A 20,607-nucleotide genomic window follows, 5' to 3' on the forward strand; every position below is an offset into this window, starting at 1 on the left:
CGCTCGCGCCCGGTTCCCGATATTCCCGGTGTCCCGACGAAGCGAGCCGTCAGGCGCCCAGCGATACGCCCAGCCAATAGGCGGCAGCGGCGGCGACCAGGGCCGCGACCGAGGCACCGAGGACGCGCAGGCCGAAGCTTCGGCTGCCGAAGATGATCGCGTAAGCGGCTTTCGAAACCGTGTTGCTGATCACCGCCACGCCGATCGCGGCGACCGCGATCATGTGGCTGAGGTCCGCCGCCATGCCCGTGACCGCGACCACCACCGCATCGACGTCCGCAAGACCGGAGAGTGCCGAAACCAGGATCAGCCCGCCGTCGCCGAGCAGGCTGGCGGCCGCCCGAGAGAGAAAGGCGACCGCCGTCAGCATCGCCGCCATCTTGAGCACCGATACGATGTCGAACGGGTTCTTGGGCTGGCTGTGCTCGCCTGGCCCGTCATGGCGGCGCGCGAAGATCCATGCGAAACCCGCCATGACGATCGCGCCGGCGCCCAGCGGCAGGAACAGCGCCGGCCCCAACGGAGCCGCCAGCACCCCGACCAATATGGCGGTGCGCACATAGGATACCGCGCTCGCCGCGAGCGCGCCGGCGGCCAGGGTGCTCGACCCTTCGATCCCGGTGGAGCGGCGAGCATTGGTCAGTGTCGTTGCGGTGGAGGAGATCACGCCGCCGATCGCGCCGGCAACCAGTTCGCCCCGCGCCGGGCCGAGCAGGCGGACGGCGACATATCCGCCGAACGAGATCGCCGCCAGGATGATGACCAGCAGCCAGGTGCGCGACGGCGATATCCCGCCGAACGGACCGATCGGATCCTCGGGCAGCAATGGCAGGACGACGAAGGTCATGCCCAGCAGCACGATCGCCGAGCGCAGTTCCGCCCAGCTCAGCCGCTCGACGAAGCCGTGCAGGACGTCGCGGCTGGCCAGGATCGCAACGAGTGCCACGCCCGCCGCCGATGCGAGCGTGAGGTTTCCCATCGCCGCCAGCGTGCCGAGCACGAAGGTCAGCATCGCCGCGATCGTCGTCGTCGCGCTGAATTTGTCGTCGGCCACCGCCTCGCGATATTGGTAGAGCGCGAACACCGCCGCGAAAGCCGCGAACAGCCCGGCGATCACGACGGCGGCACCCACCGCGCCGAAACCGGGCATCGCCGCGATCGAGCCGGTGATGCCGCCCAGCATGCCGACAAGGCCAAAGGTGCGGATGCCGGCGGTGCGTTTGCCGTCCGCCTCGTCACGCTCCCGCCAATGACGCTCCGTGCCAACGATGACGCCGATCGCGATCGCGAAGATCAGGCGTTGAAGAGGTTCGATCGCATCCATGATCGGCATCTCGGTCGTGAAACGGTCCGCCGTCAACATCTAGAGTGGTTCCCAGGCGGATGGACTCATCTGGGCTCCCAATCTGATCGTCGCGGAGATTTTCCTGCATCGTTCGTTCGCGCGGACATGACGGCATCTTGCGTTTCGTGCCATGGCTGGCATCACAGCGATCCATGACACTGCACGCATCGGCCGCTTCGCGCCCCAACCGCATCGTGACGGCGCTGCTCGCCGCGCTGCTCGTCGCCATCCTGCTCTTGCAGACCGCTGCCGCGCCGCTGCGCGAACCCAATGCCGACGACGATTTCACCTTGCGGGAGGTGATGCTGCCGATGCGCGACGGGGTGAAACTCTACACCATCATCCTGACCCCGAAGAATGCGAAGGGCGATCTGCCGATCCTGCTCCAGCGCACACCCTATGAGGCGTCCGCGACGATGGGGGCGAAGGCGCATCCCGATCTGAACGCGGTGCTGGGGCCGCGCTTCGCCGAACTGCCAGGCTATATCTGGGTGTTCCAGGACATTCGCGGCCGATACAAGTCGGAAGGCGATTATTCGCACAACCGCCCGCTGCGCGGGCCGCTCAACGATACGCCCACCGACGAATCGACCGATGCGTGGGACAGCATCGAGTGGCTGGTCCGCAATGTGCAGGGCAATAACGGCCGCGTCGGCATCTATGGCACCTCCAATCCCGGCTGGCTGGTGCTCAACGCGCTGATCGGTCCTCATCCCGCGCTCAAGGCGGCGGTGCCCGTCAATGCCGTGGGCGACCTCTGGATGGGCGACGATTATTTCCACAACGGCGCCTTCCGCCTCAGCTTCGCGGTCGAATATCTCTATCGCATGGGCACGCGCGCCGATGCGCAACTTGCCATGGCGTTCAACCATCACGATCTCTATTCCTGGTTCCTCAAGGCCGGCAGCGCGGGCGATATCGACGCGCGCTATTTCGACAAGCGCCAGGCCTTCTGGAAGCTCGCGCTCGAACATCCCGCCTACGACGTCTATTGGCAGGCCAAGGCGATGCCGCCGCTGCTTTCCGCCGCGAAGACGAACAGCGTGCCGACGCTCAACGTCCATGGCTGGTTCGATCAGGAAGACATCTACGGCGCGCCCGCCACCTACAAGGTGATGGAGGAGAAGGATGCCGCCAATGATCGCAACTTCTTCTCGGCCGGCCCCTGGTATCACGGACAGAGCTGGGGCAATGGCGAGAATATCGGCGCGATGCGCTGGAGCGAGGATACCGCGAAACGCTGGCGGGAGGATGTGCTGGCGCCGTTCCTTGCGCATTATCTGAAGGACGGCCCCGCGCACGGCGTCGCACCCGCCACGGTTTTCGAAACCGGCAGCAACCGCTGGCGCCGCTTCGACGCCTGGCCGCCGCGCCAGGTGGAGGCGCGCAAGCTCTATCTGGGGGGCGGCAACAGCCTGGTCTGGGCGGCTCCGGGCGGGGAGGGGAGCGATTCCTACGTTTCCGACCCTGCCAAGCCCGTGCCCTATCAGCCGCGCCCGATCCGACGGATCGTCGGCGATGCCGACGGGTTGGCCGGCTGGCGGTCCTGGCTCACCATGGATCAGCGCTTCGTCGATGGCCGCCCGGATGTGCTCACCTATGTCAGCCCGCCGCTCGAAGAGCCGCTCACCTTGCGCGGCACGATCCTAGCTCATCTCCAGGCCGCGACCAGCGGCACCGATTCCGACTGGGTGGTCAAGGTGATCGACGTGTTTCCCGATGACAATCCCGGCGACGACCGGCTGGGCGGCTATCAGTTCATGGTGGCGGGGGACATATTGCGCGGCCGCTACCGCGAAAGCTTCAGCACCCCCAGGCCGATCGCCGCGAACCGGCCGCTGGGCTACGAACTCCGCCTGCCGCAGGTGAACCATCGTTTCCGTCGCGGGCACCGGCTGATGGTGCAGATCCAGTCGAGCTGGTTCCCGCTTTATGATCGCAATCCCCAGCGTTTCGTGCCGAGCATCATGCATGCGAAGCCGTCCGACTATCGCGCCGCGACCCAGACCATTTACCGCAGCGCGCGTTTCCCGTCCTATCTGGAACTGCCGGTCGATCCCTCGGCCGATTGATACGGCCGAGGGTGTCGAATCGCGCGGACGCGGTCACGTGTCCGCGCTGGCTTGAGGGGCGGCGCTATTTCTTCAGATGATCGCGGAAGAGCGGGATCAGGGCGATGAAGGTGCCGAGATTGTCGTAGAAGAGTTCGCGGCTCAGCCCGCCGAAATCCATGTCGACATCCATCTCCATCACCGGATCGCCATCCTTGTCGACATAGGCGCGGCCCCAGCGCTGGTTGCGGTTCCAGTCATTGATCCGCTCGAGCGTCGTCTTGACGTCGTTGAAGCCCGTGTAGAACTGGATCGTTGTGCAGCCGGTCTTCCCCTTCGCGCAATTGAGGAAGAAGATCGTCACCGGCACCCCGGAATCGGCGGTACGCACATAATCGGCGTCCGATCCCTTGATGAGTTCGGCCTTGTAGCCCTTGGCCTGGAGCAGCGAGACGAGTTTCTGATGGTCCGCCGTCACCTGTTCCGCGGCTGCCGGTGCCGCCGTCATCGCCAGCGCCGATATCGCCGCTGCACCCGCCCAAATGCGCCTGTTCATGCCGATGTCCTTTCCCCCTGGAGAAGGGCGAGCCTGTTCGCGCCGTCGGCGGCTGTCAACGCGGGCGAAGCCGAAAATGGCGGATTTCCGCCTAATTGCGAATCATTCTCACTGGTTCACGGCCTTGCTTCGCGGGTGCAGCAGTCCTAAAGCCCCCGCCATAAATCTGGCCGAACGAGAGTCCCTTGGTCGATCTGTCACAATATCTGCCGATCCTGCTCTTCTTGGGCGTGGCATTGGCGCTGTCCTGCGTGTTCGTCTTCGCGCCCATGGCCGTTTCCCGGCTGACGGGCGCGCATCAGCCGACGCCCGAGAAGCTCACCGAATATGAGTGCGGCTTTCCCGCGTTCGAGGATAGCCGCGCGCAATTCGACGTCCGCTTCTATCTGGTCGCGATCCTCTTCATCATCTTCGATCTCGAGGCCGCGTTCCTGTATCCCTGGGCGGTGTCGCTGGGCGAGATCGGCTGGGCGGGCTGGACCGCCATGATGATCTTCTTGGCGGAGCTCGGGCTCGGCCTTGTCTATGCCTGGAAGAAGGGAGCGCTCGAATGGGAGTAGAACTCAGCCCATCGATCCCCGGTGCGCCCCAAGGTGCTCCGATGCCGGGCACGCTGCCCGATCAGTCCTTTTTCGACGGGCTGAACGGCGAGCTTTCGGACAAGGGTTTCCTCGTCACCTCGACCGAGGAACTGTTCCAATGGGCCCGCACGGGTTCGCTCTGGTGGATGACCTTCGGCCTTGCCTGCTGCGCGGTCGAGATGATCCATGTGAACATGCCGCGTTACGACATGGAGCGCTTCGGCGCCGCGCCGCGCGCGTCCCCGCGCCAGTCGGACGTGATGATCGTCGCCGGCACGCTCTGCAACAAGATGGCGCCGGCGCTGCGCCGGGTCTACGACCAGATGTCGGAGCCCAAATACGTCATCTCGATGGGCAGCTGCGCCAATGGCGGCGGCTATTACCATTACAGCTACAGCGTCGTGCGCGGCTGCGACCGGATCGTGCCGGTGGACATCTATGTTCCCGGCTGCCCGCCGACCGCCGAGGCGTTGCTGTACGGTGTGATGCAGCTTCAGCGGAAAATCCGCCGCATCGGCACGATCGAGCGCTGATATGGCCAGTCCCGCACCCGCATACGCCAGCAACGATGGCGTGATCGACGCCATACGCACGGCACTTGGCGCTTCATTGGTCGATGCCGTTGAAGCCGTCGGCGAGATCAAGCTGATCGTCGCGCCCGACACGCTGATCCAGGCGATGACCGCACTCCGCGACGATTGCGGCTATCAGCAGTTGATGGAGATCGCCGGCGTCGACTGGCCGGATCGCGAGGAGCGGTTCGAAGTCGTCTATTGCCTGCTGAGCCTCACGAAGAACCACCGCATCCGCGTCCATGTCTCCACCGACGAGGACAGGCCGGTGCCCAGCGTGACGGGGCTCTGGCCCGTCGCCGGCTGGCTGGAACGCGAAGTGTACGACATGTACGGCGTGCTCTTCACCGGCAATGCCGATCTTCGCCGGATCCTGACCGACTATGGCTTCCGCGGCCATCCGCAGCGCAAGGATTTTCCGCTGACCGGCTATGTCGAGCTGCGGTATTCGGAAGAGGCGAAGCGCGTCGTCTACGAACCCGTCCAGCTTGCGCAGGATTTCCGCAGCTTCGATTTCATGAGCCCCTGGGAAGGCGCGCAATATGTGCTGCCCGGCGACGAGAAGGCGAGGCTGCCCGAGGCGAAGGGCGCGCCGACGCCGCTGAAGGCCGACGAGATCAAGAAGGCCGATGCGGAGAAGGTGGAGGCCAAGGCGCCGCCGCCGACGCCCAAGACCACCGAGAAGCCGGCCGATACCGGTGCCGGCGAACCCGCGAACACCGTTGCCGCGAAGCGCTCCCCGGCGAAGAAGGCGGCGAAGGCCGCCACCAAGCCGGCCAAGGCACCGGCAAAGCCGCGCGCGCCGCGCAAGCCCAAGGGTGAGGCATGATGGCCGCACCTGAAGTGATTAGCCTGGGTGAGAAGCTGGGAAGCTTTTCGGATCATTGGAATCCCCGCATTCTTGCCAATTACAACGGCAACGAGATTCGTGTCGCCAAGGCGCAGGGGGACTTTACTTGGCATAGCCATGGCGAAACCGACGAGCTTTTCATTGTCGTGAAGGGTGAATTGGGCATCGAGTTTCGTGATGGCGTGCGCCGCCTGAAAGCCGGCGAGATGATCGTGGTGCCGCGCGGGACCGAGCATCGCCCCTTCGCCGAAGAGGAAGTGCATATGCTCCTGATCGATCGCGAGGGCGAGCCGAATACGGGCGTCAATCCGTCCGTTATGACCCGCGAAACGCTGGAGACGCTGTGATGTCAGATCGCGTCGAAATGCTTGAAGCGCAGACCACGCCGACCGATCCCACGCCGGGCGATGTCGAGATTCAGAACTACACCATCAATTTCGGGCCGCAGCACCCGGCGGCGCACGGCGTGCTGCGCATGGTGATGGAGCTGGACGGCGAGATCGTCGAACGTGTCGATCCGCATGTCGGTCTGCTCCATCGCGGCACCGAGAAGCTGATCGAATACAAGACCTATCTGCAGGCGCTGCCCTATTTCGATCGGCTCGACTATTGCTCGCCGCTCGGCATGGAGCACAGCTATGTGCTGGCGGTCGAGAAGCTGCTCGATCTGGAAGTGCCGCTGCGCGCGCAATATCTGCGCGTGTTCTTCGCCGAGCTGACCCGCATCTGCAATCACATGCTGAACCTGGGCAGCCATGTCATGGACGTCGGCGCGATGACGCCGAACCTGTGGCTGTTCGAGATCCGCGAAGATTGCATGAACTTCTTCGAGCGGGCGTCGGGCGCGCGCATGCACGCCGCATGGTTCCGCCCCGGCGGCGTCCATCAGGACGTGCCGCTGAAGCTGCTCGCCGACATCGGCGAATGGCTCGACACCCGGCTGCCGCGCCTGTTCGAGGACGCGATCAGCCTGGTTGCGGACAATCGCATCTTCAAGCAGCGCAACGTCGATATCGGCGTGGTGAGCAAGGACGATGCGGTCAAATGGGGCTTTTCCGGCCCGATGATCCGTGCGGCAGGCATTCCCTGGGATCTCCGCAAGAGCCAGCCCTACGACGCCTATGCGCGGATGGAGTTCGACATTCCCGTCGGCACCAAGGGCGATTGCTATGATCGCTTCATGGTCCGCGTCGAGGAGGTCCGCCAGTCCGCACGGATCATGCGCCAGTGTCTCGCCGAGATGCCTGAAGGGCCGGTGGCGAGCTTCGATCGCAAGGTGGTGCCGCCCAAGCGCGGCGAGATGAAGCGGTCGATGGAAGCGCTCATCCACCACTTCAAGCTCTATACCGAGGGCTTTCACGTTCCCGCCGGTGAAGTCTATGTCGCGACCGAAAGCCCCAAGGGTGAATTCGGCGTCTATCTGGTCGCCGACGGCAGCAACAAGCCGTATCGCTGCAAAATCCGGCCGACCGCGTTCAGCCACCTCCAGGCGATGGACTTCATGATGAAGGGCCATATGCTCGCCGACACCACCGCTGTGCTCTCGGCGATCGATGTCGTGTTCGGGGAATGCGACCGGTGAGGAAGGCGATCATCTTGCTGGCGGCTTTGCCGCTGCTGGCCGGCGCCAGCGAAAGCAATGAGCAGTCCAATGGATACAAGCTCCGGACGGACAATATCGTTGCGAGGCTGTTTTACAGCGCCCTCACCGACAATGCCGAGCAGTTTCAATCCGCTCTTGCGCCCGATGCCAAGTTCAAGGGCTGGGATCCCGTTACCGACAAATACTGGTCCGGACCGCTGGTCCTGCCCGAAGTCAAGAAGCTGACCCGCATGTGCGTCATCGATAGCTACAGCACATGTCCCGGGCTCGTCACCGTGAACTGGAGATGCGCCGGTGAGAAGGGGCCGAGATACTCTGTGGTCACGCTGGAAGGCGGCAAAGTGGCGGAATTGAGCGCCTTCAGTCCGCCAGCAATGTGCACCCCGCTACCGGTAGAGAAGTCCAATGGCTGACGCACCCCAAATCCCCGACGAGGCGGAGACCCGCGCGCGCTGGGGCGCGTTCGCGTGGACGGCCGAGAACGCCGAAACCGCGAAGGAAGTGATCGGCCGCTATCCGGCGGGCCGCCAGGCTTCCGCCGTGATGCCGCTGCTCGACCTCGCCCAGCGCCAGGTGGGCACCGAGACCAACACGCAGGGCTGGCTGCCGATCCCGGTGATCGAATATGTCGCGCGCCTGCTCGATATGCCGTTCATGCGCGCCTATGAGGTCGCGACCTTCTACACCATGTACAATCTGGCGCCGGTCGGCCGCTATCATGTGCAGGTGTGCGGCACGACGCCGTGCATGCTGCGCGGATCGGATGATGTGATGGCCGCATGCAAGAATCACGGGCTGCAAAAGGGCAAGACCACGCCCGACGGCCTGTTCACGCTCACCGAGGTCGAGTGCCTGGGCGCCTGCGCCAATGCGCCGATGGTCCAGATCAACGACGATAATTACGAGGATCTGGATTTCGACAGCATGAGCCGCATCCTCGCCGCGCTCGCGAATGGCGAGACGCCGAAGCCCGGCCCGCAGATCGAGCGGCAGACGAGCTGCCCCGAAGGCGGCCCGACGACGCTCAAGGAAATGGTGTCGGCGAACCACGATTACCGGGGGCAGTGGAAATGAGCCTGCTCGACAAGGATCGCATCTTCACCAACGTCCATGGCTTCCAGCCGTGGAATCTCGACGCCGCGATCAAGCGGGGCGATTGGGACGATACCAAGGCGCTGCTCGCGCGCGGCCCCGACGCCATCATCGATGAGATCAAGGCCTCGGGCTTGCGTGGCCGTGGCGGCGCGGGCTTCCCCACCGGCATGAAGTGGAGCTTCATGCCCAAGGAACCGCGCCCCGATCGCCCGAACTTCCTGGTGATCAACGCCGACGAGTCCGAGCCCGGTTCGTGCAAGGACCGCGAGATCATCCGCCACGATCCGCACAAGCTGATCGAGGGCGCGCTGGTCGCGGGTTTCGCGATGCGCGCGCGCGCCGCCTATATCTACATCCGCGGCGAGTTCATCCGCGAGGCGGAGACGCTGTTCGCCGCTGTGCGCGAGGCCTATGCCAAGGGCCTGCTCGGCAAGAACGCCGCCAAGTCCGGCTATGATTTCGACGTGTTCGTCCATCGCGGCGCCGGCGCCTATATCTGCGGCGAAGAGACCGCGATGCTCGAAAGCCTGGAGGGCAAGAAGGGCCAGCCGCGGCTGAAGCCGCCTTTCCCGGCAGGCGCGGGCCTTTATGGTTGCCCGACCACGGTGAACAACGTGGAATCGATCGCGGTGACGCCGACGATCCTTCGTCGCGGTGCCGCCTGGTTCAAGAGCTTCGGCAACGAGAACAATGCCGGCACCAAGCTGTTCCAGATCAGCGGCCATGTGAACAAGCCGTGCGTGGTCGAGGAAGCGATGTCGATCCCGTTCCGCGAGCTGATCGAAAAGCATTGCGGCGGCATTCGCGGCGGGTGGGACAATCTTCTCGCAGTCATCCCCGGCGGATCCTCGGTGCCGCTGGTGCCGGCGGCGCAGATCATGGACGCGCCGATGGATTTCGACGGTCTGCGCGCGCTGGGCTCGGGCCTGGGCACCGCCGCCGTCATCGTCATGGACAAGTCCACCGACGTCGTCCGCGCGATCAGCCGCCTCAGCTATTTCTACAAGCATGAAAGCTGCGGCCAGTGCACGCCGTGCCGCGAGGGCACCGGCTGGATGTGGCGCGTGATGGAGCGGTTGCGCGAAGGCAATGCCGATATTTCGGAGATCGACACGCTGTTCGACGTCACCAAGCAGGTGGAAGGTCACACCATTTGCGCATTGGGCGACGCGGCGGCCTGGCCGATCCAGGGCCTGATCCGGCATTTCCGGCCCGAGCTGGAACGCCGCATCAACGAAAAGAATGGCGGAATCATGGAGGCCGCGGAGTAACATGCCCAAGGTCACCGTAGACGGCATCGAACTCGAGGTTCCCGCTGGCGCCACCGTGCTCCAGGCGTGCGAGCTGGCGGGCAAGGAAATCCCGCGCTTCTGCTATCATGAGCGGCTGAGCATCGCCGGCAATTGCCGCATGTGCCTGGTCGAGGTGAAGCCGGGGCCGCCCAAGCCGCAGGCGTCTTGCGCCTTGCCGGCCGCCGAGGGGCAGGAGATCCGCACCGACAGCCCGATGGTCAAGAAGGCGCGCGAAGGGGTGATGGAGTTCCTGCTCATCAACCACCCGCTCGATTGCCCGATCTGCGACCAGGGCGGCGAATGCGACCTGCAGGATCAGTCGATCGCCTATGGCAAGGGCCATAGCCGTTACGACGAGAACAAGCGGGCCGTGACCGAGAAGAACATGGGCCCGATCGTGAAGACGGTGATGACGCGCTGCATCCAGTGCACGCGCTGCATCCGCTTTGCGGAGGAAGTGGCGGGCGTGCCCGATATCGGCGCGATCCATCGCGGCGAGAACATGCAGATCACCACCTATCTGGAGGGCGCCGTCAAGTCCGAGCTGTCGGGCAATGTCGTCGATCTCTGCCCGGTGGGCGCGCTGACCAGCAAGCCGTACGCCTTCGAGGCCCGCCCCTGGGAGCTCAAGAAGACGCTGGCCATCGACGTGATGGATGCGGTGGGCACCAATATCCGCATCGACAGCCGTGGCCGCCAGGTGCTGCGCGCGCTGCCGCGCATCAACGAGGACGTGAACGAGGAATGGGCGTCGGACAAGACGCGCCATGCCGTTGACGGCCTTGTCCGCAAGCGGCTCGACCGGCCCTATGTGCGCCGCGACGGCAAGCTGGTTCCCGCGACCTGGGAAGAGGCGTTCGCCGTCGTCGCCACCGCCGCCAAGGGCGCGGGCAATGCGGTTGCCGCGATCGCCGGCGACCTGGTCGATTGCGAGACGATGTACGCCGCCAAGGCGCTGGTCCGCTCGCTGGGGTCCTCGCTGCTCGAAGGCCGCCAGACCGGCCTCGCCTATGACGTGACCAACCTGGCCGCGGTCAATTTCAACTCGACCATCGCTGGCATCGAGACCGCCGACGCGATCCTGATCGTCGGCAGCAATGTCCGCTGGGAAGCGCCGCTGGTGAACACGCGCATCCGCAAGGCGATCAAGAAGGGCGCGAAGGTCTTCGCGGTCGGCGCCGAGACCGATCTGACCTACAAGGTCGAATGGCTGGGCAACGATCTGTCGCTGCTCGGCAAGCTGCCCAAGGCGGTGGCCGAGGCGTTCGCGGGCGCGCAGCGCCCCGCCGTGATCGTCGGCGGCGGCGCGCTCAAGAACGGGCAGGGCGCGACGCTCGCGCTGGTCAAGACGCTCGGCCTGATCAAGGATGCCGCCTCGACGGGCTCGGGACAGGGCTGGAACGGCTATAACGCGCTGCATTTCTCGGCGTCGCGCATGGGCGGGCTGATGCTCGGCTATGCCCAGCCGGGCGGCATCGCCGATATCGTCGCGGCCGCGCCCAAGCTGACGTTCTTCCTGGGCGCCGACGAGGTGGATTTCTCCAACTTCGCCGACAGCTTCAACGTCTATGTCGGCCACCATGGCGACAAGGGCGCGCATGCGGCGGACGTGATCCTGCCCGCCGCCGCCTATACCGAGAAGCCCGGCACCTATGTGAACCTGGAAGGGCGCGTGCAGCGCGGCGACCGGGCTGTCTTCCCGCCGGGCGACGCGCGTGAGGACTGGACGATCTTCCGTGCGCTTTCCGCCGTGATCGGCGCGCCGCTGCCCTTCGACACGATCGATCAGCTTCGTGCCGCGATGGCCGCCGAAGTGCCCGCTCTGGGCGTCGAGGGGCTCGCCGCCTATGAATGGGCGCCGCCCAAGCTTGCCGCCGCGGCGTCGGGCGAGATCGGCTACCCGATCAAGGATTTCTACCTGACCAACGCGATCTGCCGTGCGTCGCCGACCATGGAGCGTTGCTCGGTCGAACTCGTGCGGGGTGAGGAATATCTGGAGGCCGCGGAGTGAGCGCTTTCCCTTACCCGTTTGTGTCGAGCGAAGGTTCGAGCCTGTCGAGAACCGCAGTCGAGACATCGAGCGCGGCGCTTCTCGACGGGCGCATCTCGACTTCGCTCGATGCTGCTCGAAGTGAACGGTTTGCTGGCGGAGCGGCTGCATGACCGAGTTCTTCCAGACCTATCTGGGCTATGGTTTCGGCTGGTTCCTCGCCACGCTGATCCTGATCCTGATGATCGCGCTGCCGCTGATGCTGGCGGTCGCGATGATCATCTATGCGGATCGCAAGATCTGGGCGGCGATGGCGCTGCGCCGCGGCCCCAACGTCGTCGGCCCGCTCGGCCTGCTGCAGTCCTTTGCGGACGGTTTGAAGGTGTTCCTCCAGGAAACCATCATCCCGTCCTCAGCCAATCGCGGGCTCTTTCTGCTCGCGCCGATCATCACCTTCACCGTGGCGCTGATCGTCTGGGCGGTGATCCCGTTTGGCGCCGGCATGGTGCTGGCGGACATCAATGTCGGCCTGCTCTACATTCTGGCGGCTTCGTCGCTCGGCGTTTACGGCGTGATCATCGCGGGCTGGGCGTCGAACTCGAAATATCCGTTTTACAGCGCCTTGCGCGCTGCAGCTCAGATGGTTTCCTACGAAGTCTCGATCGGCTTCGTGCTGATCTCGGTGGTGCTGTGGGCCGGAACCTTCAACCTGACCGGCATCGTCGAGAGCCAGAAGGGGCTGTACGGCTTCGTCAATGGCAACGGCTTCAATCCGCTGCTCTTCCCGATGGCGGTGGTGTTCCTGATCTCCGCCCTGGCCGAAACCGCGCGCGCGCCGTTCGACCTGACCGAGGCTGAATCGGAACTCGTCGCGGGGTACCAGACCGAATATTCCTCGATGAGCTTCGCGCTGTTCTGGCTTGGCGAATATGCCAATGTCATCCTGATGTGCGCGCTCAACGCCATCCTGTTCTGGGGCGGCTATCTGCCCCCGATCGACTGGGCGCCGCTCTATGCCGTGCCCGGCATCATCTGGCTCTTCATCAAGATCCTGGTGTTCTTCTTCATCTTCTCGTGGATCAAGGCGACGGTGCCGCGCTACCGGTACGACCAGCTGATGCGGCTGGGCTGGAAGATCTTCCTGCCATTCTCGCTGATCTGGGTCTTCCTCGTTTCCGGATTCCTCATGCTTACCCGTTACGGAGGCGTGCAATGAGCCTCGCTCATTTCGTCAAGTCGTTCACGCTCTGGGAGTTCGTGAAGGCGCACTGGCTGACCTTGAAATATTTCTTCAAGCCCAAGGCGACGATCAACTACCCGTACGAGAAGAACCCGATCTCGCCGCGGTTCCGGGGCGAACATGCCCTGCGTCGCTATCCCAATGGCGAGGAACGCTGCATCGCGTGCAAGCTGTGCGAAGCGGTGTGCCCGGCGCAGGCGATCACGATCGAGGCTGAACCGCGCGACGACGGCAGCCGCCGGACGACGCGCTACGATATCGACATGACGAAGTGCATCTATTGCGGCTTCTGCCAGGAAGCATGTCCGGTGGATGCGATCGTCGAGGGTCCGAATTTCGAATTCGCGACCGAAACCCGCGAGGAGCTTCTTTATGACAAGAACAAGCTGCTCTCGAATGGCGACAGGTGGGAAAGCGCGATCGCCGCGAACCTTGCCGCCGATGCACCGTACAGGTAGGGCGCGCGCATGATCCAGGCCCTTGCCTTTTACCTGTTCGCATTCGTCGTGATCCTGTCGGGCGCGCTGACGATCACCGCGCGCAACCCGGTCCACTCGGTGCTGTGGCTGATCCTCGCCTTCTTCAATGCGGCGGGGCTGATGCTGATCGCGGGCGCCGAATTCATCGCGATGCTGCTGGTCATCGTCTATGTCGGCGCGGTCGCCGTGCTGTTCCTGTTCGTCGTCATGATGCTCGACATCGATTTCGCCGAAATGCGCGCCGGTTTCGCGCGCTATGCCATGTTCGGCCTGCTGATCGCGGTCGTGCTGGTGGGCGAGATGATCGTCGCGGTCGGCGCGTGGAGCGCGGGCAAGATCGAGCTGGCGCAGCGCATCGCGCCGACGCCGACCGACATGCCCAATATCCAGGCGCTCGGCGGGCTGCTCTACAGCCGCTATCTCTATATCTTCGAGGCCGCCGGGCTTGTCCTGCTCGTGGCGATGATCGGCGCGATCGTGCTGACCCATCGTGCGCGCGGCGGCACCAAGCCGCAGAAGATTTCCGATCAGAACAAGCGCCGGCCGCAGGATGCGACGCGCAACGTCAACCAGCCGGTGGGCCAGGGGGTGGAGCTGTGATTGGTATCCAGCATTATCTGGTGGTGAGCGCCGTGCTGTTCGTCATGGGGGTGCTCGGCATCTTCGCGAACCGCAAGAACGTGATCATCATCCTGATGGCGATCGAGCTGATCCTGCTCGCGGTGAACATCAATCTCGTCGCGTTCAGCGCCTATCTGGGCGATCTGGTCGGGCAGGTCTTCGCGATGTTCGTGCTGACCGTCGCCGCCGGCGAGGCGGCGATCGGCCTTGCGATCCTCGTCATCTATTTCCGTGGCCGCGGCACCATCGCGGTCGACGACATCAACCGGATGAAGGGGTAATTCCCGGTGGATAGAATCCTCTTCGTCGTTTTCCTGCCGCTGCTGGCCGCCATCGTCGCGGGCTTCGGCAACCGCATGCTGGGCAACACCGTCGCCAAGTCGATCACGACCGGCGCGCTGTTCATCTCGTGCGCGCTTTCCTGGTCGATCTTCGTGCCGTTCCTCGCCGGCCATGCCGATGCGCAGGTCGTGCCCGTGCTGCAATGGATCCGCTCCGGCGATCTCTCCGTCGACTGGGCGCTGCGCGTCGATACGCTGACGGCGGTGATGCTTGTCGTCATCACCACGGTTTCCGCGCTCGTCCACCTCTATAGCTGGGGCTATATGGCGGAGGACGACAGCCAGCCGCGTTTCTTCGCCTATCTGTCGCTCTTCACCTTCGCGATGCTGATGCTCGTGACCGCCGACAATCTGGTCCAGATGTTCTTCGGCTGGGAAGGCGTGGGCCTGGCGTCCTATCTGCTGATCGGCTTCTGGTTCAAGAAGCCCAGCGCCAACGCCGCCGCGATCAAGGCATTCGTCGTCAACCGCGTCGGCGATCTCGGCTTCATGCTCGGCATCTTCGGCACCTTCTGGGTGTTCGGCACCGTCTCGATCCCCGCGATCCTCGAAGCCGCGCCGTCGATGGCCGGATCGACCATCGGTTTCCTCGGCATGCGCCTCGACGTCATGACCGTGCTGTGCCTGCTGCTGTTCGTCGGCGCGATGGGCAAGTCCGCCCAGCTCGGCCTGCACACCTGGCTTCCCGACGCGATGGAAGGCCCGACCCCGGTTTCGGCGCTGATCCACGCCGCCACCATGGTGACCGCCGGCGTTTTCATGGTCTGCCGTCTTTCGCCGATGTTCGAGGCCGCGCCGGTGGCGCTCGGCTTCGTCACCTTCATCGGCGCCGCGACTTGCCTGTTTGCGGCGACCGTCGGCACGACCCAGACCGACATCAAGCGTGTCATCGCCTATTCGACCTGCTCGCAGCTCGGCTATATGTTCTTCGCGGCCGGCGTCGGCGCCTATGGCGCGGCGATGTTCCACCTGTTCACCCACGCCTTCTTCAAGGCTTTGCTCTTCCTGGGCGCGGGTTCGGTGATCCATGCGATGCACCACGAACAGGACATGCGCTATTATGGCGGCCTGCGGAAGAAGATCCCGCTCACCTTCTGGGCGATGATGGCGGGCACGCTTGCGATCACGGGCGTCGGCATTCCGCTGGTCGGTATCGGCTTCGCCGGTTTCTATTCGAAGGACATGATCCTCGAAGCCGCCTTCGCCTCGGGCTATCACGGCCAGGTCGCCTTCGCGGTCGGCGCGTTCGCCGCGCTGCTCACGAGCTTCTATTCGTGGCGCCTGATCTTCCTCACTTTCTTCGGCAAGCCGCGCTGGGAGCAATCCGAGCATATCCAGCATGCCGTTCATGACGATCATCACGGCCATGCCGATCACGGCCATGCCGATCACGGCCACGCCGCGCATGGCCATGACGATCATGCACACGGCCACGCCGAAAGCGACGGCACCGCGGGCTATCACCCGCACGAAAGCCCGCTGCCGATGCTGGTGCCGCTGCTCGTGCTCGGCCTGGGCGCGGTGTTCGCGGGCGTTGCCTTCCATCATGCCTTTATCGGTTCGGAGCATGGCGCCGAATTCTGGAAGGGCAGCCTGGCGTTCGACGCGCATCTGATGCACGCGGCGCACGAGGTGCCGACCTGGGTGAAATTCACGCCGTTCGCGGTCATGCTGACCGGCCTGTTCATCGCCTGGTGGGCCTATATGAAGGATACGACCCTGCCGGCGCGCTTCACGGCCTCGGCGCGCGGCCTCTATGCCTTCCTGCTCAACAAATGGTATTTCGACGAGCTCTACAACATCGTGTTCGTGAAGCCGGCCTTCTGGTTCGGCCGCCTCTTCTGGAAGAAGGGCGACGAGGGGACGATCGATCGCTTCGGCCCCAACGGGCTGGCGGCGCTCGTGGTGCGCGGCAGCGCGATCAGCGCGAAGCTGCAGTCGGGATATCTCTACACCTATGCGCTGGTGATGCTGCTCGGCCTTGCGGCCGCGGCCACCTGGGCGATCGCCCGATGAGCGCTACTAAATCACCGTTTGTCCCGAGCGTAGTCGAGGGACGGTTGGCATCGCGCGGGCGTGTCTCGACTTCGCTCGACACGAACGGGCTGGGGGTAATTTCGTGAACGGGCTTCCCATCCTTTCGATCATGCTGGGCGTGCCGATGGTCGCCGCCATCGTGTGTCTTTACGTCAACGCGCAGACCGCGCGGACGGTCGCGCTGGGCGCGACCTTGGTCGATTTCGTCCTCGGCATCCTGCTCTGGCTGAATTTCGACGCCAGCGTTGCCGGCGCGCAGTGGCAGTTCACCGAATATGTGCCGGTGTTCGGCCGCTTCGCCTGGGCGCTGGGCATCGACGGCATCGCGCTGATGCTGATCATGCTTTCGGTCTTCCTGATGCCGATCTGCATCCTGGCGAGCTGGGAGTCGATCGAGGACCGCGTCGGCGAATATATGGCGGCGTTCCTGCTCATGGAAACGCTGATGATCGGCGTGTTCACCGCGCAGGATCTGTTCCTGTTCTACATCTTCTTCGAAGCCGGCCTGATCCCGATGTATCTGATCATCGGCATCTGGGGCGGTGCGAACCGGATCTACGCCAGCTACAAATTCTTCCTCTACACGTTGCTGGGATCGGTGCTGATGCTGATCGCGATGCTGTGGATGGCGCAGGAGGCGGGGACGACCTCCATCCCGCAGCTGATGGCATACGACTTCCCGGCGAATGCTCAGACATTGCTGTTCCTCGCCTTCTTCGCCAGCTTCGCGGTGAAGATGCCGATGTGGCCGGTCCATACCTGGCTGCCCGACGCGCACGTGCAGGCGCCGACGGCGGGCTCGGTCATCCTGGCTGGCGTGCTGCTGAAGATGGGCGGTTACGGCTTCATCCGCTTCTCGCTGCCGATGTTCCCGATCGCTTCGGCCGAACTCGCCTGGCTGATCTTCGCGCTGTCGATGATCGCGGTGGTGGTCACGTCGCTGATCGCGCTCGTCCAGCAGGACATGAAGAAGCTGATCGCCTATTCGTCGGTCGCACACATGGCGATCGTGACGATCGGCCTGTTCTCGTTCAATCGCCAGGGCCTCGAAGGCGCGATGGTCGTGATGCTCAGCCACGGTCTGGTCTCGGGCGCTCTCTTCCTGTGCGTCGGCGTGATCTACGACCGGCTCCATACCCGCGAGATCTCGCGCTATGGCGGTCTTGCGAACAACATGCCCAAATATGCGCTGTTCTTCATGCTGTTCACCATGGCGTCGGTCGGCCTGCCCGGCACCAGCGGCTTTGTCGGCGAATTCCTCGCGCTGGCGGGTATCTACGAAATGTCAAGCTGGGTCGCGCTGGTGTGCACGACGGGCATCATCCTGGGTGCCGCCTATATGCTCTACCTCTATCGCCGAATTGCGTTTGGCGAACTGACCAAGGATGACGTCCGCGCCATGCCTGATCTGTCGGGCCGTGAAATCTGGCTGCTCGCGCCGATCGCTGCGGTGGTGATGTGGATGGGCGTCTATCCCGAAAGCTTCATCGTGCCGATGCGCAAGGACATCGGTACGCTCGTCGCGCGGCTCGAGCCGACGCGGCCGACCGGCGACATGAAGATCGCGGCAGGCAAGCCCACGCCCGCTGCCGGACACGGCTCAACCCATGAAACTCAGGCGGAGGCGCACTGATGGACTACGCGCAATCCGTTCTGATGGCGCTGCCGGAGGTGATCATCACCCTCGGCGCGCTCGCCCTGCTGCTCGTAGCGGCCTATGCCGGCGACAAGGCGACCCGCGCGGTGAGCTGGCTCGCCGTGCTGGTGCTCGCGGGCGCTTCGGTCAGCCTGCTCGGCCTGCCGGGCAATGGTGGCGAGGCGTTTCATGGCCTCTATCGCGCCGATGGCTTCGCGGCCTTCTCCAAGCTGCTCATCTATATCGCGGCGGCGGTGTCGATCGCGATCGCGCCGGCCTTCTTCTCGCGCGGCGAACCGCTGCGCGCCGAATATCCGGTGCTGATCCTGCTGGCCTCTGTCGGCATGGGCATGATGGTGTCGGCGGGCGACCTGCTGACCCTCTATGTCGGGCTGGAGCTCAACAGCCTCGCCGCTTACGTGCTCGCCAGCTTCATGCGGCGCGACACGCGCTCTGCTGAAGCAGGCCTCAAATATTTCGTGCTCGGCGCGCTCGCCAGCGGCATCCTGCTCTACGGCATCTCGCTGCTCTACGGTTTCACCGGCACGACGATGTTCGACGGCGTCGCGGTCGCGATGCGTGACGGCCTGTCCAACGGCGAATTGTTCGGGCTGGTGTTCGTGCTCGCCGGCCTGGCGTTCAAGATCAGCGCGGTGCCGTTCCATATGTGGACGCCCGACGTGTACGAAGGCGCGCCGACCCCGGTGACGGCCTTCTTCGCCTCCGCGCCCAAGGTCGCGGCGATGGCGCTCACCGCGCGCATCGCGGTGGAAGCGATGGGCCCGGCCACCGACGCCTGGCGCCAGATCATCGTCTTCGCAGCACTGGCGTCGATCGTGCTCGGCGCGGTCGCGGCGATCGGCCAGAGCAACATCAAGCGTCTGCTCGCCTATTCGTCGATCAACAATGTCGGCTTCGTCCTGATCGGCCTTGCCGCCGGCACCCAGGCCGGCGTCTCGGCGGTGCTCACCTATCTCGCCGTCTACGTCGCGATGACCTTGGGCAGCTTCCTCTGCGTGCTGCAGATGCGCGATGCGGAGGGCAATCATGTCGAGAGCATCGCCAGCCTGTCCGGCCTGTCGCGCACGCGCCCGGCGCTCGCCGCCGCCTTCGCGATCTTCATGTTCAGCCTGGCGGGCATTCCACCGCTGCTCGGCTTCTGGGCGAAGTTCCTGGTGTTCGATGCGGCGGTCGCCGCCGGCCTGTGGCCGCTCGCCGCGATCGGCATCGCCGCGTCGGTGATCGGCGCCTTCTATTATCTGAAGATCGTCAAGACGATGTATTTCGACGATCCGGCGCCCAGCTATCGTCCGGTCGACAGCTATGTCGAAGGCGGGTTGATCGCGGTCGCAGCACTCTTCGTCTCGCCGCTCGGCTATTTCCTGATCCCCGCGCTCGGCGTGGCGACGATGAACGCGGCGCAGGCGCTGTTCTGATCGACATCATGCACGGGCCTTCATCTGCCTTTGGCGGGGAAGGCCCGTCGATATGACCGTGATCCGCACTGTCGAGCGGACGGCATCGACCAACCAGGACATGCTCGCGCTTGCCGGCGCCGGTGAAGCCGAAGGGCTTTGGCTGCGCGCCGTCACGCAAAGCGCCGGACGCGGGCGGCTTGGGCGGAGCTGGTCTTCGCCGCCCGGCAACCTCTATGTCAGCACGCTGGTGCGGCCGCGCGCCAGCGATCCCTCCGTCGCCACGCTCGCGCTCGTCGCGGCGGTTGCGCTCCACGAAGTGCTCGTCGCTTGGAGCGGCAGCGACGCGCTCCGCATCAAATGGCCCAACGACATATTGCTCGACGGCGCGAAACTGTCGGGCATCCTGCTCGAAGGGGCGGGCGATGCGGTCGTGATCGGCATCGGCGTCAATCTGGCGCATCACCCGGAGGGGCTCGATCGCCCGGTGACGAGCCTGGCCGCGCACGGCGCAGCGCCCGATCCGGCACTGTTTCTCGACGATCTCGCCGCCGCGTTCGCGCGCTGGCTGGCGCGCTGGCGCGGCGAGGGGCTGGAACCGGTGCGCGAACGCTGGCTGGCCGCAGCCCATGCGCGCGGCACCGCATTGACCGCGAACCTGCCCGATGGCGAGAGCGTCGAAGGGCTGTTCGACGGTCTCGACGCGGGTGGTGCGCTTATCCTGCGCTTGGCGGACGGCACCTCGCGTGCCATTCACGCCGGCGATGTCTTCCTGATCTGATGAAAGGACACCGTTTGTCCCGAGCGAAGTCGAGGGACGCCGTAGAGCGCATCATTCGCCTTTTGGGCCGGCGCGAAAACGTATCTCGACTTCGCTCGATACGAACGGTGGGATAGGGAGTT

The 20,607-nt window shown here is 64.6% G+C and carries 20 protein-coding genes; 18 read left to right on the plus strand and 2 right to left on the minus strand.

The genetic code is table 11. From position 1 onward, the window contains the following. Window positions 1-49: 49 nt before the first annotated feature. Complete coding sequence (locus K7G82_RS11575; RefSeq protein WP_246623414.1) at window positions 50-1,363, minus strand: MgtC/SapB family protein; 1,314 nt, start codon at window positions 1,361-1,363, stop codon at window positions 50-52. A 134-nt stretch (window positions 1,364-1,497) separates the two neighbouring features. Here K7G82_RS11575 and K7G82_RS11580 point away from each other — a divergent pair, with 134 nt between their 5' ends. Then, on the plus strand, window positions 1,498-3,417 hold the full coding sequence (locus tag K7G82_RS11580) for a CocE/NonD family hydrolase (protein WP_222989979.1): 1,920 nt from the start codon (window positions 1,498-1,500) through the stop codon (window positions 3,415-3,417). Window positions 3,418-3,481: 64 nt separating this feature from the next. Here the strand turns inward: K7G82_RS11580 and K7G82_RS11585 are convergent, their stop codons facing one another. Continuing rightward, the gene (locus K7G82_RS11585; RefSeq protein WP_222989980.1) at window positions 3,482-3,952 is read right to left on the minus strand and encodes a YbjN domain-containing protein; all 471 of its coding nucleotides are present in this window, start codon (window positions 3,950-3,952) and stop codon (window positions 3,482-3,484) included. A gap of 185 nt (window positions 3,953-4,137) precedes the next feature. Here K7G82_RS11585 and K7G82_RS11590 point away from each other — a divergent pair, with 185 nt between their 5' ends. The 17 genes from K7G82_RS11590 (at window position 4,138) to K7G82_RS11670 (ending at window position 20,485) form a co-directional block, all read left to right on the plus strand. Next, window positions 4,138-4,512 carry an NADH-quinone oxidoreductase subunit A gene (locus K7G82_RS11590; protein WP_222989981.1) on the plus strand — a complete coding sequence of 125 codons (375 nt, stop codon included), beginning with the start codon at window positions 4,138-4,140 and terminating at the stop codon, window positions 4,510-4,512. Beyond that, entirely contained in the window at window positions 4,503-5,066 is a 564-nt protein-coding gene (locus K7G82_RS11595) for a NuoB/complex I 20 kDa subunit family protein (RefSeq protein ID WP_222989982.1), read from the plus strand. Before K7G82_RS11590 ends, K7G82_RS11595 begins: the two co-directional genes overlap by 10 nt. A 1-nt stretch (window position 5,067) precedes the next feature. Further along, window positions 5,068-5,934, plus strand: a complete 867-nt coding sequence (locus K7G82_RS11600; RefSeq protein ID WP_222989983.1) for an NADH-quinone oxidoreductase subunit C — start codon at window positions 5,068-5,070, stop codon at window positions 5,932-5,934. Continuing rightward, complete coding sequence (locus K7G82_RS11605) at window positions 5,931-6,302, plus strand: cupin domain-containing protein (protein WP_246623415.1); 372 nt, start codon at window positions 5,931-5,933, stop codon at window positions 6,300-6,302. The genes K7G82_RS11600 and K7G82_RS11605 overlap by 4 nt, the downstream gene beginning before the upstream one ends. A 17-nt stretch (window positions 6,303-6,319) precedes the next feature. Next, complete coding sequence (locus tag K7G82_RS11610; protein ID WP_425517265.1) at window positions 6,320-7,537, plus strand: NADH-quinone oxidoreductase subunit D; 1,218 nt, start codon at window positions 6,320-6,322, stop codon at window positions 7,535-7,537. Continuing rightward, window positions 7,534-7,971, plus strand: a complete 438-nt coding sequence (locus K7G82_RS11615) for a hypothetical protein (RefSeq protein ID WP_222989985.1) — start codon at window positions 7,534-7,536, stop codon at window positions 7,969-7,971. Before K7G82_RS11610 ends, K7G82_RS11615 begins: the two co-directional genes overlap by 4 nt. Next, the gene (nuoE, locus tag K7G82_RS11620; RefSeq protein ID WP_222989986.1) at window positions 7,964-8,632 is read left to right on the plus strand and encodes an NADH-quinone oxidoreductase subunit NuoE; all 669 of its coding nucleotides are present in this window, start codon (window positions 7,964-7,966) and stop codon (window positions 8,630-8,632) included. Before K7G82_RS11615 ends, nuoE begins: the two co-directional genes overlap by 8 nt. Continuing rightward, a complete protein-coding gene (gene nuoF, locus K7G82_RS11625) occupies window positions 8,629-9,924 on the plus strand; it encodes an NADH-quinone oxidoreductase subunit NuoF (RefSeq protein WP_222989987.1) in 1,296 nt (431 codons plus the stop codon). The genes nuoE and nuoF overlap by 4 nt, the downstream gene beginning before the upstream one ends. A 1-nt stretch (window position 9,925) precedes the next feature. After that, window positions 9,926-11,956: an NADH-quinone oxidoreductase subunit NuoG gene (gene nuoG / locus K7G82_RS11630; protein ID WP_222989988.1), complete on the plus strand. Its 2,031-nt coding sequence runs from the start codon at window positions 9,926-9,928 to the stop codon at window positions 11,954-11,956. A gap of 148 nt (window positions 11,957-12,104) precedes the next feature. Then, window positions 12,105-13,151 (plus strand): NADH-quinone oxidoreductase subunit NuoH, encoded by a 1,047-nt coding sequence (nuoH, locus tag K7G82_RS11635; RefSeq protein WP_222989989.1) that lies wholly within the window; start codon window positions 12,105-12,107, stop codon window positions 13,149-13,151. Next, on the plus strand, window positions 13,148-13,633 hold the full coding sequence (gene nuoI / locus K7G82_RS11640; RefSeq protein ID WP_222989990.1) for an NADH-quinone oxidoreductase subunit NuoI: 486 nt from the start codon (window positions 13,148-13,150) through the stop codon (window positions 13,631-13,633). Before nuoH ends, nuoI begins: the two co-directional genes overlap by 4 nt. A 9-nt stretch (window positions 13,634-13,642) precedes the next feature. Next, window positions 13,643-14,254, plus strand: coding sequence for an NADH-quinone oxidoreductase subunit J (locus tag K7G82_RS11645; protein WP_222989991.1), 612 nt, complete (start codon window positions 13,643-13,645; stop codon window positions 14,252-14,254). After that, window positions 14,251-14,556: an NADH-quinone oxidoreductase subunit NuoK gene (nuoK, locus tag K7G82_RS11650; protein ID WP_222989992.1), complete on the plus strand. Its 306-nt coding sequence runs from the start codon at window positions 14,251-14,253 to the stop codon at window positions 14,554-14,556. The genes K7G82_RS11645 and nuoK overlap by 4 nt, the downstream gene beginning before the upstream one ends. A 6-nt stretch (window positions 14,557-14,562) precedes the next feature. Further along, window positions 14,563-16,632 (plus strand): NADH-quinone oxidoreductase subunit L, encoded by a 2,070-nt coding sequence (gene nuoL, locus K7G82_RS11655; protein ID WP_222989993.1) that lies wholly within the window; start codon window positions 14,563-14,565, stop codon window positions 16,630-16,632. 103 nt (window positions 16,633-16,735) lie between these two features. After that, the gene (locus tag K7G82_RS11660) at window positions 16,736-18,286 is read left to right on the plus strand and encodes an NADH-quinone oxidoreductase subunit M (protein ID WP_222989994.1); all 1,551 of its coding nucleotides are present in this window, start codon (window positions 16,736-16,738) and stop codon (window positions 18,284-18,286) included. Next, on the plus strand, window positions 18,286-19,725 hold the full coding sequence (nuoN, locus tag K7G82_RS11665; protein ID WP_222989995.1) for an NADH-quinone oxidoreductase subunit NuoN: 1,440 nt from the start codon (window positions 18,286-18,288) through the stop codon (window positions 19,723-19,725). Before K7G82_RS11660 ends, nuoN begins: the two co-directional genes overlap by 1 nt. A 52-nt stretch (window positions 19,726-19,777) precedes the next feature. Next, entirely contained in the window at window positions 19,778-20,485 is a 708-nt protein-coding gene (locus K7G82_RS11670; RefSeq protein ID WP_222989996.1) for a biotin--[acetyl-CoA-carboxylase] ligase, read from the plus strand. Window positions 20,486-20,607 lie beyond the last annotated feature (122 nt).

Origin of the sequence: Sphingomonas colocasiae (assembly GCF_019880585.1) — a bacterium.
In the GTDB taxonomy this organism is placed as follows: Bacteria; Pseudomonadota; Alphaproteobacteria; order Sphingomonadales; family Sphingomonadaceae; genus Sphingobium_A; species Sphingobium_A colocasiae.